12 protein-coding genes are annotated in these 13,572 nt (G+C 72.4%); 10 read left to right on the top strand and 2 right to left on the bottom strand.

Annotation, left to right across the window (positions count from 1 at the left end):
- Window positions 1-44: 44 nt before the first annotated feature.
- Window positions 45-1,139 (bottom strand): M20 family metallopeptidase, encoded by a 1,095-nt coding sequence (locus ABZ810_RS14485; protein WP_358403122.1) that lies wholly within the window; start codon window positions 1,137-1,139, stop codon window positions 45-47.
- Window positions 1,136-2,164, bottom strand: coding sequence for a LacI family DNA-binding transcriptional regulator (locus ABZ810_RS14480; RefSeq protein WP_358403121.1), 1,029 nt, complete (start codon window positions 2,162-2,164; stop codon window positions 1,136-1,138). Before ABZ810_RS14480 ends, ABZ810_RS14485 begins: the two co-directional genes overlap by 4 nt.
- A 130-nt stretch (window positions 2,165-2,294) precedes the next feature.
- On the opposite strand from ABZ810_RS14480, the gene ABZ810_RS14475 reads away from it, so the two are divergent.
- The 10 genes from ABZ810_RS14475 (at window position 2,295) to ABZ810_RS14430 (ending at window position 13,561) form a co-directional block, all read left to right on the top strand.
- Entirely contained in the window at window positions 2,295-3,182 is an 888-nt protein-coding gene (locus ABZ810_RS14475) for a BtpA/SgcQ family protein (protein WP_358403119.1), read from the top strand.
- Window positions 3,179-4,108, top strand: a complete 930-nt coding sequence (locus tag ABZ810_RS14470) for a carbohydrate kinase family protein (protein WP_358403118.1) — start codon at window positions 3,179-3,181, stop codon at window positions 4,106-4,108. The genes ABZ810_RS14475 and ABZ810_RS14470 overlap by 4 nt, the downstream gene beginning before the upstream one ends.
- Window positions 4,108-5,118, top strand: a complete 1,011-nt coding sequence (locus ABZ810_RS14465) for a substrate-binding domain-containing protein (protein WP_358403117.1) — start codon at window positions 4,108-4,110, stop codon at window positions 5,116-5,118. Before ABZ810_RS14470 ends, ABZ810_RS14465 begins: the two co-directional genes overlap by 1 nt.
- A complete protein-coding gene (locus ABZ810_RS14460; RefSeq protein ID WP_358403115.1) occupies window positions 5,118-5,873 on the top strand; it encodes an ATP-binding cassette domain-containing protein in 756 nt (251 codons plus the stop codon). The genes ABZ810_RS14465 and ABZ810_RS14460 overlap by 1 nt, the downstream gene beginning before the upstream one ends.
- A gap of 1 nt (window position 5,874) precedes the next feature.
- On the top strand, window positions 5,875-6,894 hold the full coding sequence (locus ABZ810_RS14455) for an ABC transporter permease (protein ID WP_358403114.1): 1,020 nt from the start codon (window positions 5,875-5,877) through the stop codon (window positions 6,892-6,894).
- Window positions 6,891-7,919 (top strand): phosphotriesterase-related protein, encoded by a 1,029-nt coding sequence (locus tag ABZ810_RS14450; protein ID WP_358403112.1) that lies wholly within the window; start codon window positions 6,891-6,893, stop codon window positions 7,917-7,919. Before ABZ810_RS14455 ends, ABZ810_RS14450 begins: the two co-directional genes overlap by 4 nt.
- Window positions 7,920-7,937: 18 nt before the next feature.
- Window positions 7,938-8,684, top strand: coding sequence for a glutamine amidotransferase (locus ABZ810_RS14445; protein ID WP_358403111.1), 747 nt, complete (start codon window positions 7,938-7,940; stop codon window positions 8,682-8,684).
- On the top strand, window positions 8,669-9,295 hold the full coding sequence (locus ABZ810_RS14440; protein ID WP_358403109.1) for a TenA family protein: 627 nt from the start codon (window positions 8,669-8,671) through the stop codon (window positions 9,293-9,295). Before ABZ810_RS14445 ends, ABZ810_RS14440 begins: the two co-directional genes overlap by 16 nt.
- A gap of 243 nt (window positions 9,296-9,538) precedes the next feature.
- Window positions 9,539-9,886, top strand: coding sequence for a VOC family protein (locus ABZ810_RS14435; RefSeq protein WP_358403108.1), 348 nt, complete (start codon window positions 9,539-9,541; stop codon window positions 9,884-9,886).
- A 126-nt stretch (window positions 9,887-10,012) separates the two neighbouring features.
- Window positions 10,013-13,561: an AAA family ATPase gene (locus ABZ810_RS14430; protein WP_358403107.1), complete on the top strand. Its 3,549-nt coding sequence runs from the start codon at window positions 10,013-10,015 to the stop codon at window positions 13,559-13,561.
- The last annotated feature ends 11 nt before the right edge of the window (window positions 13,562-13,572 follow it).

Here is a 13,572-nt window from a genome sequence, read left to right as displayed (position 1 = left end):
CTGACCCTGCGCAAGCCCGGCTTCGATGCGTGCGCTGGTTTCGGTCAGGGTCTCTCGGCGCAGAGGAGGCGGAAGAAGGCGCCGGCCGACTCCTCGATCGCCGCCACCGAGCAGGTCTCGTCGGTGACATGGGCCTGCTCGGGGTCGCCCGGACCGTAGATGATCACCGCGGGGTCGCCGAGCGTGGCGGTGAGCAGCGAGGCGTCGGTGAAGTACGTGGCGTACTCGGGTGGTCGCGCCGACGAGCCCGGGGCGAGGAGCTCCAGGGTCTCCGGCATGCCGGGCGCGGCCGGGTCGGTGGCCACGCCGGGCAGGTCGACGAGCCGTTCGATCTCGATGTCGCCGCCGCACAGGCGGGAGATCGCGGCCACCGCGTCGGAGGAGCCGAAGCCGGGGACGGTGCGCACGTCGATGCGCATCTCGGCACGGTCGGGCACCAGGTTGGGCTGCACCCCCGCGTGGAACGTCCCGACGTTCACCGTCGCCGGGCCGTGGGTGGGGCTCGCGGGCCAGCCCTTGTGCTCATGGACGCGCGTCGCGGCGGCGGCCAGCGCGGCGAGCGCGTTACGGCCCAGCTCGGGGCGGGAGCCGTGGGCGGAGACGCCATGGGCTGTCGCCTTGAGCCAGAGCGTGCCCTTGTGGCCGAGGACCGTCCGGTTGCCGGTGGGTTCGGCGACGACGAGCAGGTCGGTGGGCAGGACCGAGGCCGGGTCGAGCAGGGCGGCGCCGTCGCAGCCGGTCTCCTCGCCGAACGTGAACACCAGCTGCACCGGGACGCGCCGTTCCCGGACGGCGCGTACGGCCGCGTGGATCTGGGCGGCGACCCCGGCCTTCATGTCGCTGCTCCCGCGTCCGAGCAGGCGCCCGCCGCGGACGTCGCCGCTCATCGGGTCGAACGACCAGCCCGACGCCTCGGCGGGCACCGTGTCCAGGTGACCGGTGAGCGTGACGGGCGTTCGCCCTGCTCGCGGGCCGAAGCGTGCGATCACGTTGGCGCGCCCCTCGACCGGCTCCTGCACCCGGACCTCGAACCCGCCGTCGTCGAGGACGCCGGCGACCACATCGGCCGCCGGCCGCTCGCCGCCGCCCCTGGTGTCGATGCGCACCAGCCGTTGTGCCAGCGCCAGCGCGTCGTTCATCCTCGGCCTCCTCCGGAGACGGTGCTGTCACGGACCACCAGGGCCGGGGCGAGGGCGATGTGGGCGGACGGGCCGCGTTCGGCGGTCGCGGTCCGGCTCGCGAGGTCCAGCAGCCGGACGGCCTCGGCCGCGATCTGCGCGCGGGGCTGATCGACGGTCGTCAGCGCGGGCTCGCCGAGACGCGCGAACTCGATGTTGTCGTAGCCGGTCACCTGGACCCGGGAGGGCACGTCGATGCCGTACCTGCGGCAGGCCCGGGTGACGCCGAGGGCGATCAGGTCGTCGGCGCACACGATCGCGTCGGGCAGGTCCCCGGCCTCGATGAGACGGGCCGCGGCGGTCTCGCCCCAGTCCACGCTGTAGTCGCCGAGGAGGACGTGCTCGGGGGCCACGCCGATGCCCAGCTCCTCGGCACGGCGCTGGAAGCCGGCGTGGCGCTGCTCGGTGGAGGAGTTGGTCAGCAGCGAACCGACGAAGGAGGCCGACCGGGCCCCGCCCTCGTGGAGGTGGTCCATGACCAGGCGCATCGCGGCGATGTCGTCCACGCCGACCCAGTCGGTGCTGGTGCCGCCCACGAACCGGTCGAGCTGCACCAGCGGCAGCCGGTCGGCCGTCTCCTGGACCGCGGGCCCGCTCAGCGTGCCGTGGCTCGGGCTGACGATGATGCCGTCCACGTTGCGCGCCACCAGCGAGGCCAGCCGCCGGGCCTCGATCTCCGGGTCGGAACGGGCGTCGCACAGGAACAGCTCCCTGCCCTCGCGGCCGAGCGCGTGCTCGACGCTCTCCACCAGCGAGGTGAAGAACGGGTTGGAGATGCTCGGCACCACCATGCCGACGGTGTCGGTGCGGCTGTTGCGCAACGCGCGCGCGATGGAGTTGACCTGGTAGCCGAGCTCCTCGGCGGCCCGTCTGACCTTGCGCTGGACACCGGGCGACACCGGCCCGCGGCCGGACAGCACCCGCGAGACCGTCGCGGTGGAGACCCCGGCGCGATCGGCGACCTGGGCGATCGTGACGCGCTGCAATCGATTACCTTCCTGGCCGGTCCGATGTCAGTTTTACAGAGATCATTAGGAGATTGCCTCAGTATAGCCCCCTTGACTACCTGGCGATACGTACCTACGGTTCATCAAAACTTCTACTGCAATCGATTACATGGGAGGCGACATGGTGACGGCGGCCGGGAGCGAACGGGCCCTGGGAGTGTTCCCGCCCAGGCCCAACGCGATCGAGGGCTTGTTCGGCACCTCCAAGGTCGTGATCGGTGTGATCCACCTTCCGCCGCTGCCCGGCAGCCCCCACTACGAGGGCACCCCGCTCGACGAGATCTGCGCCTTCGCGATCGAGGAGGCCGAGGCGTACCTCGAAGGCGGCTGCCACGGGCTCATCGTGGAGAACCACTGGGACATCCCCTTCCTCAAGCCGGGGGAGCACGGCTACGAGACGGCGGCGGCCATGGCCGTGGTGACCGACCGGGTCCGGCACGCCACCGGCGGCCGGCTCGGGGTCAGCATCCTGTCGAACGCCGCCGAGTGCTCGATCGCCTCCGCCTGGTCGGGCGGCGCGGGCTTCGTCCGGGTCAACCAGTGGGCCAACGCCTACGTCGCCAACGAGGGGATCATCGAGGGCCAGTCGGCGCACGCCGCCCGCTACCGCAGCCGGATCGGCGCCGGCCCGGTCAAGGTCTTCGCCGACGTGCACGTCAAGCACGGCTCGCACGCGATCGTCGCCGACCGCACGCTGGCCGAGCAGACCGAGGACGCCGAGTTCTTCGGGGCCGACGTGCTGATCGCCACCGGTTCGCGGACCGGTGACGCGGCCTCCCTGGACGAGGTCGAGGGGATCGCGGCGCACACCACCCTGCCGGTGGTGATCGGGTCCGGCATCACCGCCGCCAACATCGGCGGGCTGCTGCCCGCCTGCGACGGCGTGATCGTGGCCTCCTCGGTCAAGGACAACGGCCGCTGGTGGGGCCGGGTGGACAGGGCCAAGGTGCGCGATCTGACGGCGGCGGCCGCCAGGGCGGGCGTCGTCCTGCCATGATCATCTTCTGTGGGTACGCCAACGCCGACCTGACCGTCGGCGTGCCGGTGCTGCCCGGGCCCGCCGCGCGCGTGCAGGCCACCAGCGTGCGGCGCGGCGAGGGCGGGATGGGGGCGAACGCGGCCGTGGCCGCGGCCCGGATGGGCGCCGAATCGTGCTTCGCCGGCGTGGTGGGGCCCGACCCGCTGAGCACCGCGTTCCTGGAGACGCTCGCCGGCGACGGGGTCGGAACGGACTGGACGGCCCGGACCGGCACCCTCACCACCGCCGTCGTCCTGCTCACCCCGGACGGCGAGCGCTCGATCATCAGCCAGGACGATCAGGTCACCCCCGAGCACGTCGCGGGCGTCGTCCGTACCGCCCGCGAGGCCGGGGCCGGCTGGCTCTACCTCGACGGCTACCGCTTCCCCGAGGCCGTTAACGCGCTCGGCGGCGAGGGCGGGCCGCGGGTCGTCGTGGATCTGGACGGCTGTGACGGGCCGGACGGGATGCGCGCCGCCCTGTCCGCCGCCGACCACGTGATCGTCGGCCGCGCGCAGGCCGCCGCCCTGCTCGGTGACCTGGACGTGCTCGCCGACGCCGCCGTGGCCCATCGGGTAAACATGGTGGTCACGGACGGTCCCCGGGGCTGGACGCTGCTCACCTCCGAGGGCGTCCGGCACGACGGCCGGGCGATCGAGGTGGACACCGTCGACGCCACCGGCGCCGGCGACTGTTTCGCCGGCACCTACTGCGCCGAGCTCGACCGCGGGTCGGCCCCGCTGGAGGCGGCGCGGTTCGCGGCCGTCGCGGCGGGCCTGTCCTGCACCCGGCCCGGCGCCCGCGACGGCCTGCCCCGGCGGGAAGACGTCATCGCCCATATCGACTCCCACCCCGAATCGCATCCGGGCGGCGTGCTCGCCCGTTCCCACGGAGAGGAGACCTGATGCGACGCATGGTGACGGCCGTGGCCGCGCTGAGCCTGCTGCTGCCGACCATCGGCTGTGACGTGCAGGCCCGGCGGGAGATCGCCGCCGAGAAGGGGGCGACCGAGAAGGGCCCGCCCCCGCCCGCAAAGGTCGCACAGTCCTGCAAGGTCCAGGGCCGCGCGCCCAAGATCGGAATCGTTCCGATCAACCTCCAGGCGCTGTTCTTCAACCAGATCAACACCGGTGCCCAGACCGTGGCGCGGCAGGCCGGGGCCCAGGTGCAGATCGTCAACGGCAACGACGACTCCACCGTCCAGGCCAACGCGATCGACGACCTGGTGGCCAACCGGTACGACGCGATCATCGTGGACGCGGTCGACACCGAGGGCATCAAGCCCGCCATCCGGCGCGCCCAGGCGGCCGGGGTGGCGGTCGTCGCCGTGGACGCCACCGTCAAGGACCCGGCGGTGTCCACCCAGGTCGGCACCGCCAACGCCGAGGGCGGGCGGCAGCTGGCCGCCTCGCTGGTCAAGATCACCGGCGGCAAGGGCGACATCGGCGTGGTCGGCGCCCTCAACAGCACGATCCAGAACGAGCGTCAGAAGGGCTTCTCCGACGCGGTCACCGCCGACGGCATGAAGATCAAGACGGTGGTGGACGGGCGCAACATCCAGGAGAACGCCCAGACCGCCGCCGAGAACATGCTCACCGGCAACCAGGACCTGCCCTACGCCTACGCCACCGGCGAGCCCGCCCTCATCGGCCTGGCGGCGGCGGTCTCCAGCCAGCAGCGCACCGACGACATCAAGGTCGTCGGCTGGGACCTGTCGACCCAGGCGGTGGACGGGCTGCGGGCCGGCTGGATCGTCGGCGTCGTGCAGCAGAACACCTTCCAGTTCGGCTACGAGGCCATGAACGCCGCCATCGACCTCGCCTGCGACCGGACCGCCCCCAAGGACGTGCCGGTCCCGACCCAGATCGTGACCCCGGCCAACGTCAAGGACTACCTCTACTACCTGGAGAAGTGATGAGCGACAACTCGCTGGTCACCCTGAAGGGGATCACCAAGTCGTTCGGTGCGGTCCGTTCGCTGCAAGGGGTCGACCTGACGCTGGCCCCCGGCGAGGTGCTCGGCCTGGTCGGCGACAACGGCGCCGGCAAGTCGACGCTGATGAAGGTCCTGGCCGGCGCCCTCCAGCACGACACCGGCCAGATCACCATCGACGGCCGCGACGTGCGCTTCGCCAGCCCGGCCGACGCGCGGCGCGAACGGATCGGCATCGTCTACCAGGATCTGGCCCTGTGCGACACGCTCGACGTCGCGAGCAACCTGTTCCTGGGCCGCGAGCCGCGGAAGGGCCCGTTCATCGACCGCAGGGCGATGCACGAGAGGGCCGCCGAGACCCTGTCCGACCTGCACGTCCGCGTGAAGTCGACCTATCAGGAGATCGGGCAGCTGTCGGGCGGGCAGCGGCAGGCGGTCGCCATCGCGCGGGCCGTCTCGTTCCAGCCCCGGGTGCTGATCCTGGACGAGCCGACCGCGGCGCTCGCCGTCGCGGAGGTCCGCCAGGTCCTCAAGATGATCCGCGACGTCGCCGCCCAGGGCGTCGGCGTCATCCTGATCACCCACCGGCTGCAGGACCTGTTCGAGGTCTGCGACCGCATCACCGTGATGTACGAGGGCCGCAGCGTCGAGGACGAGCCGGTGTCCGCGCTGGACATCGAGCGGCTCGTCAACATGATCACCCGTTCCGGTGCCGAACCCACCGAGGAGGTGGCCTGAGATGACCGTGCAGGCCGCGCCCGCCCCCACCGTCCTGGCCGAGACGCCCAGCTGGTGGGAACGTGCCAACAAGGCGACCCTGGCCATGGCCGGCGTCACCGTCGTGCTGTTCGCGGGGTTCGGGATCGCCTCCGACAACTTCCTGACCTTCGACAACCTGTCCAACCTGGCCACCCAGGTCGCGATCACCCTGATCGTCGCGGTCGCCATGACCTTCGTGATCACCACCGGCCAGATCGACCTGTCGGTGGGCTCCACGCTGGCCTTCGTCGCCACCCTCACCGCCGAGATGTTGCGGGCCGGCTGGGACTCCTCCCTGGTGATCGCCGCCGCGCTGCTGGCCGGGCTCTTCTGGGGCGCGGTCAACGGCTGGTTGTCGGCGTACCAGAAGATCCCGCCGTTCATCGTCACGCTCGCCACCATGTCGGTGATCCGCGGGCTGGCGCAGCTGTGGACCCAGGGCTTCTCGGTCCCGATCGACAAGCGGCTGTACGTGGCCAAGATCGGGGAGGCGAAGTTCCTCGGCTTCTCCGTGCTGGCCTGGATCGCGCTCGGCACGGTCGTGATCGGGGCCGTCCTGCTGTCCAAGATGCGCTTCGGCCGCTACGTCAACGGCATCGGCGCCCAGGAGGAGTCCGTGCGCCGGGCCGGCGTCAACACCGACCGGATCAAGATGATCACGCTGATGCTCGCCGGCCTGGCCGCCGGCGTGGCGGGCCTGCTCACCGCGGCCCGGCTGGGCTCGGGCTCGGCCAACTCCGGGCAGGGCTTCGAGCTGACCGTGATCGCGGCCGTCGTGCTCGGCGGCACCAACCTGTTCGGCGGCCGGGGCACGATGGTCGGCACCGTGATCGGCGCAGTGATCACCGGTGTGATCGCGAACGGCCTGACGCTGCTGGGCGTCAGCCCGTTCCTGACCCCGATCGTCACCGGGCTGGTGCTGCTCGCCGCGATCTGGATCAACCTGCGCGGCCGCGCCGTCGCGGACCTGGCCGCTCACCTGACACGACGGCGACCATGACCACGGTGACCACGGTGACCGGGCCCGTCTCCAGTGACGGGCTCGGGCTCACCCTGACCCACGAGCACCTGCGCAACGACGTGCGCGAGGCGGTCAAGGAACCGTCCGACCCGGCGCTGGCCTTCCTGCGGGACGCCCGGACGTCACCCGGGCTGGCCTGGCTGCTGCGCGAACAGCCGTACGCCTGCCTCGACCACTGCGTCCTGGACGACACCGACGCCATGGCCGCCGACCTGCTCGCATTCGCCGCTTCAGGCGGAGGAACGGTCGTCGACGTCACCCCGGGCGGCCTGGGCCGGGACCCGCTGGTGCTGCGTTCCCTCGCCGAACGCAGCGGCCTGCGGATCGTCATGGGCTCCGGCTGGTACCTGGAGGCCTACCATCCCGCCCACCTGGCGACGGCCGGGGAAGAACAGCTCGCCGAGGAACTCGTAGCCGAGTTCACCCACGGCGTGGGCGGCACCGGGATCCGCCCGGGCGTCATCGGCGAGATCGGTGTCTCGCCGGACTTCACCCCCGCGGAGCACACCGCCCTGCGCGCCGCGGCGCGCGCGCAGCGCGAAACGGGCGTACCCCTCTACGTGCACCTGCCCGGCTGGCAGCGCCGCGCGCACGAGGTGCTCGACATCGTCTTCGAGCACGGGGTACCGCCCGGCGCCGTGGTGTTGTGCCACATGGACCCCTCGCACGACGACCCCGACTACCAGAACGCGGTCGCCGAACGCGGCGTCTGGCTGGAGTTCGACATGATCGGCATGCCGTTCCGGTACCCGGGCGAGGGCCAGTCACCGGCACCGCACGAGACCGCCCGGGCCATCGCGGGCCTCATCGGCCGGGGACACGGCGGGCAGCTGCTGCTCAGCCACGACGTGTTCCTCAAGAGCATGCTCACCGCGTACGGCGGCAACGGCTTCCGTTACGTGCCGGAGCTCTTCGCCCACCGCCTGCTCGAACTCGGCGTCACCGCCGACACCCTGCTGAACGACAACCCGGCGCACCTCTTCGACCGCGCCGCCGCGTCCTGAACGAAGGAGAGAGAACACGTGAGCCGCGTCCTGATCGCCGGCGAAAGCTGGGTCACGCAGTCCACCCACATCAAGGGCGTGGACTCGTTCACCGTCAGTTCGTACGTCGTCGGCGTCGAACCGCTGCGCCGTGCCCTGGAAGGCCGGGGTCACCAGGTGGTGCACCTGCCCGCCCACCTGGTGCCCGCCGAGTTCCCCGAGGACGCCCAGACCCTCGGCGAATACGACGTGGTCGTGCTCTCCGACATCGGCGCCAATTCCATCCAGCTCGCCCCCCAGGTCTTCGAACAGGCCACACCGGGCAGGGACCGCCTCGCCGCGCTCCGCGGCTGGGTCGAGAACGGCGGCGGCCTCCTCATGGTCGGCGGCTACCTCTCGTTCACCGGCTTCGAGGCCAAGGGCGCGTACCGCAACACCGTGCTGCACGACGTCCTGCCCGTCGAACTGCTGCCGGAGGACGACCGCGTCGAACTCCCCGCCGGCGCCCACGCGTCGGTGACCGACGCCGCCCATCCTGCCCTCGGCGGCGTCGGGAACGACTGGCCCGCCCTCCTCGGCTACAACCGGGTCCGCCCTCGCCCCGGCACCGAGGTCCTGGCCACGATCGACGCCGACCCGCTGGTCGCCGTCGGCACCTTCGGCTCAGGACGTTCGGCCGTGTTCACCTCCGACTGCTCTCCCCACTGGGCCCCCACGCCGTTCTGCGAGGACTGGGACGGCTACGCCCGGGTCTTCGGCGGCCTCATCGAATGGCTGGCACGCTGACCCGGTCACGCCGGCTCCTCGACGCCTGCGCCCCGGTCATGGACCGGGCCCTGGGCATGCGGTTCGTCGAGGAGGTCCGCACCGGCACGATCAGCGACCAGGCCTACGCCGACTACCTGGAGATCGAGGCGGCCTTCGTGGCGACCGCCGCCCGCCTCCACGGCCTCGCCGTATGGGACGCCCCCGACTGGACGGCCATGGAACGCAACGCCGCGGCGGTCCACGCGTTGACCACGGAGCAAGCCGACTACTTCCGCACGACCCGCGCCGCCTGGGCGTGCCGCCCCCGCCCCGGCATAGCGGCCCCGGCCCTGTCGGAATACGCCCTCGCCGCAGCCCGCGAGGGCGGATATCCAGCGGTGATGACGGTCCTCTTCGCCGCGGAAAGCCTCTACCTGACCTGGTGCACCCGCGCCCACGAGGAAGGAAACGTCCCACCCGGCCCCATCGCCGACTGGGTGGCCATGCACGCCGGCCGCCCGTTCCAGGACGGAGTGAACGCCCTGGCCGCCGAAGTCGACGCCCTGCCCACCCCGGACGACCGACTCGCCACCTGGTTCACCGGCATGCTGGAAGCCGAAATGACCTTCCACGCCGCCCTCTATCTCTGACCGAAGGTGTGACCCGACTGTGACCGCGGACCCGGCAGGCTGACCGGTGATGGGAGCGCTGGTGGCGGAGGGCCACGCGGAACTGGCGGCGGATCATGCCGCCCCGGTTCCGGCGCACCGCCGGCCGCGAATCCAGTCGTTCCTCATCCCTGTCGAGGGTCGCGATGAGTTTTGCGGACGTGCGGAGTCCGTTCCTTGGGCGAGCCGGACGTTCCCGGCCCCTTACGGAGAGGAGATCCGACAGTGGCAGTGGGGATCTTCGCGGGCATTCCCGTCCGCGAGTGCAAGAGTGCCGTGGAGTGGTACACCAGGCTCCTGGGCAAGGATCCGGCGTTCTGGCCCAACGAGGTCGAAGCGGTGTGGCAGCTGGCCGAGGACCGGTACGTGTACGTCATCGAGGACGCCGCTCGTGCCGGCGGCGGCGTGGGCATGATCTGGGTGGACGATCCCGCGTCCGAGGTGGAACGGATCGCGGCCGGCGGCCTGCAGCCGGTGGGCAAGGAGGAGCACGGCAACGTCTGCAAGTGGGTCTTCCATGACGCCGACGGCAACGAGATGGGCATAGGCGGCGAGATCGCGCCCGCCCCCTGAACCGCAGATCAGGCGGCCGGCAACCGTGGCGTCCGCGCCGCGGGCATGGTGGGGCTCGCCGGCGAACCTTCGCCTGGTTTGCTCGTTATTGATCGAGTCTTCGCGCGCTCGGACAGAATGGCGTTCATGGGCGAGTGGGACGAAGGGGGCGAGGCGTGCCCCTACCAGGGCCTCGCGCCCTTCGGACCTGACGAGGCCGGGATGTTCTTCGGCCGTACGCGGGCGACACAGAACCTGCTCGAACGCCTTGGGGCGCGGGTGGCCGACGGCGGCGCCATCCTGCTCGTCTCGGGTCCCTCGGGAGTGGGAAAGTCGTCACTCCTGCGCGCCGGGCTGATGCCCGCGCTCGCCCAGGGCGCGCTGCCCGGCGCCGGGGCGGAGCGCAGGCGGGGCCTGCTCGTCACTCCGACCGCGACGCCGTTGCGCGCTCTGGCCGAGGCGTGGACGGCGTCGTTCGGCGGGGACGTCGAGCAGATGGAGCGACGGCTGGGAGAGCTCCGGCCTCGGGTGCCTCTGGCGGACCTTCCGGGCCGCCCGGTCCTGGTGGTCGACCAGTTCGAGGAGCTCTTCACTCTGGTGGCCGACGAGAAGGAGCGCGAGGCGTACATCCGCGCCCTGCACGCCATGACCGAGGGCCCGCACGGCGCGGCGGTCGTCGCCTGCGTGCGGGCGGACTACTGGGACCGGTGCGCGGCCTACCCGCGGTTCGCCGAGGCCATCCAGGACGGCCAGGTCATCGTGGAGCCGATGACGGAATCGGATCTCCGGCTCGCCATCACCGGGCCCGCGGCGGCCGTCGGTGTGGAGATCCAGCCCGGCCTGGTGGAGACCGTGCTGGGCGAGCTGCGCACCGGCCTGGCCGTCGGCGACCGCTACGAGGCCGGGGCCCTGCCGCTGCTCTCGCAGGCGCTGCGCAACACCTGGGACAGGCGCGAGAACGGCACCCTGACCATCCGGGGTTACGAACAATCCGGCCAGATCCGCGACTCCGTCCGGCGCACGGCCGACGGGATCCTCGAACGGCTCGGTGCGGAGGACCGGAAGGCGGCGCTCAGGCTGCTGCGGCGGATGACGTTGATCACCGCGGGCGGGCACGTCGCGCGCCGCACGGCCACGCTGGCCGAGATCCACGCCGCCGCTTCGGCGCGCTCGCCGGAGGAACGGCGCCGTGTCGAGGCCCTGCTGTCGGAGTTCGCCGGTCAGCGCCTTCTGATCATGCACCAGGACACCGTGGAGATCGCCCATGACACGTTGCTGACGGCCTGGCCCACCCTCCGGCGGTGGCTCGAACCCGACCTGATCGCGCAGGCGGTGTACGACCGGCTGGTCGAGGACGCCGGACGATGGGCCGGCAACCACCGCGACCCCGCGTACCTATATCGGGGCGCCCGGCTGCTGTCGGTCGACGACGTCCGGCCCCGGTGGGAACGCGACCCCGACAGCTTCCCGCCGCCCGGCCCTTCCGTCGAGGCCTTCGTGTCAGCGTCGGAGTCGTGGGCGCGCCGTTCGCGACGGCGCCGCCGTCTCGTGCAGACCGGGCTGGCGACGCTGACGATCCTCGCCCTCATCGCGGCGGTCGCCGCCGTGGGCTTCGCCAACGACGCCGACCGGCAGCGCGACGTGGCGGTCTCACGCCGGCTCGCCGCGCAGAGCGAGGTCACCGGCGACACCGCGCTGGCCGCCAGGCTGGCCGTGGCGGCGTGGCGCGTCGCGCCGACCGACGAGGCCCGCAACCGCGTTCTGGCCGCGGCGACGAGCACCGGCCGGGGCACGCTCACCGGGCACGCGCGAGGTGTCACGGCCGTGGCGTTCAGCCCGGACGGCGCGCTCATCGCCACGGGAAGCGACGACGGCACGGCCCGGATCTGGGACGCGGCATCACGACGCCAGCGGGGCGCCCCGATCACCCTCCCGCCGCGTCTGTGCATCGGCGGCGTCGAGGTGGCCTTCGCCCCCGACGGCCGTACCCTCGCCACCGCCTGCGGCACCGCCGTCTGGTTCTGGGATCCGGCCACCCGGCGCGCGGCCGGCGGCCCGATCGTGAACGGAGCGGCCGTGTCGGCGCTCGCGTTCCACCCGGACGGGTCGCTCCTGGTCACCGGGGACGCCCATGGTGTCGTCCGCCTGTGGGACACGGCGACGCGCCGTCCGCGCGGGGCCCCCATGGGCCGCCCCGACCGGCGTCCCGGCCGCCCCGCCATGATCAACGCGGTGGCGTTCACCCGGGACGGCGGGAGCCTGGCGACCGCGGGCGCCGACAAGGCGGCGCGGCTCTGGGACGTCGCCACGTCCCGCCCGCTCGGCAACCCGTTCACCGGCCACACCCAGGCGGTCACCGGCGTGGCCTTCAGCCCGGACCAGGCCACGCTCGCGACCGTCGCCCTGGACGGCACCGCCCGGTTGTGGAAGGTGGTCTCGCGCGAGCAGGTGGGCGTGCTCAGGGACCCGCCCACCCCCTTCAACTCGATCACCTTCAGCCCGGACGGCACGCGGCTCGCCACCGCGGGCGGCATCGGCCGCACCGTCGTGTGGGACGCGGCGAGCCGTCAGCGGGTGCTGACGCTCTCCGACAACGCCGGCGGCGTCGAGCAGGTGGTGTTCAGCCCGGACGGGCGGCTGCTGGCCGCCGGCGGTGACGACGGCGTGGTGCGGCTCGCGGACCCGTGGATCCATACGCAGGTCGGCGGACCGATCCCCGCGCGCGGCACCGTCGCGTTGAGCCCCGACGGAAGGACCCTGGCCGCGGGTGCCTCCGGAAACGCGAACCCGGGGATCGGGCTCTGGAACGCGTCGACCCTACGCCCGGCCGGGCCGCCGCTGATCGCCGCGGACGCTCGCCGTCCCGTGGCCGCGACCACGTTCACGCCGGACGGGCGGAGCCTCCTCGCTTCCGGACCTGAGGGCCTGCGGCTCTGGGACGTCGCCGGCCGCCGGGAGATCGCCCACGACGGCACGCTCCAGGGGACGGCCGAGCTCAGCCCCACCGGCACGTTCGCCGCCGTCCACCATGACGGGGCCATCGCGATCTGGGACGTCGCGCGCCGCCGGGAGTCCGGGCCGCGCATCCGGGTCTCCGGCCACACCGACCTCGTCACCGCGATGGCGATCAGCCCCGACGGCGCGACCCTGGCGACCACGGGTTTCGACGACCGGGTCCGCCTCTTCGACGTGGCCGCCCGCCGTCAGATCGAAGGGTCGCCTCCCCCCGCCGGCGGCGGACTCGTCAACGACCTGGCGTTCGGCCCCGGCGGGCGGACACTGGCTCTGACGGCCGCCGATTCCACCGTCCGGTTCTGGGACGTGGCGCGCCACCGGCCGGTGGGCACCGCGCTGGTTCCCCGCGGTGGTGCGATCAGCGCGCTCGCCTACAGTCCGGATGGGCAGATCCTCGCGACCGGCTCGACCGATCGTGACCTGCAACTGTGGGACCTGCGGACCTACCGGCCACTCGGCGCGCCGATGGACGGCCATGCCCGGGGCGTGATCCAGGTCGCCTACGGTCGGGACGGGAAGACCGTCGCCACCGTGTCCGGCGACGGAACCGCACGGTTGTGGCGGGTCGGTTCGCCACCCGACCCGGTGGCCGCGGCGTGCGCCAACGCGGGCCGCCCCCTCGACCGCTCCGAATGGGCGATCCACGTGCCGGAAGAGAAATACCGCCGCACATGTCCTTGACCGCGGATCTC

The sequence above is a fragment of the Spirillospora sp. NPDC047279 genome, assembly GCF_040643285.1.
Classification (GTDB): Bacteria; Actinomycetota; Actinomycetes; order Streptosporangiales; family Streptosporangiaceae; genus Spirillospora.
This window is presented reverse-complemented; position numbering and strand designations above follow the sequence as displayed.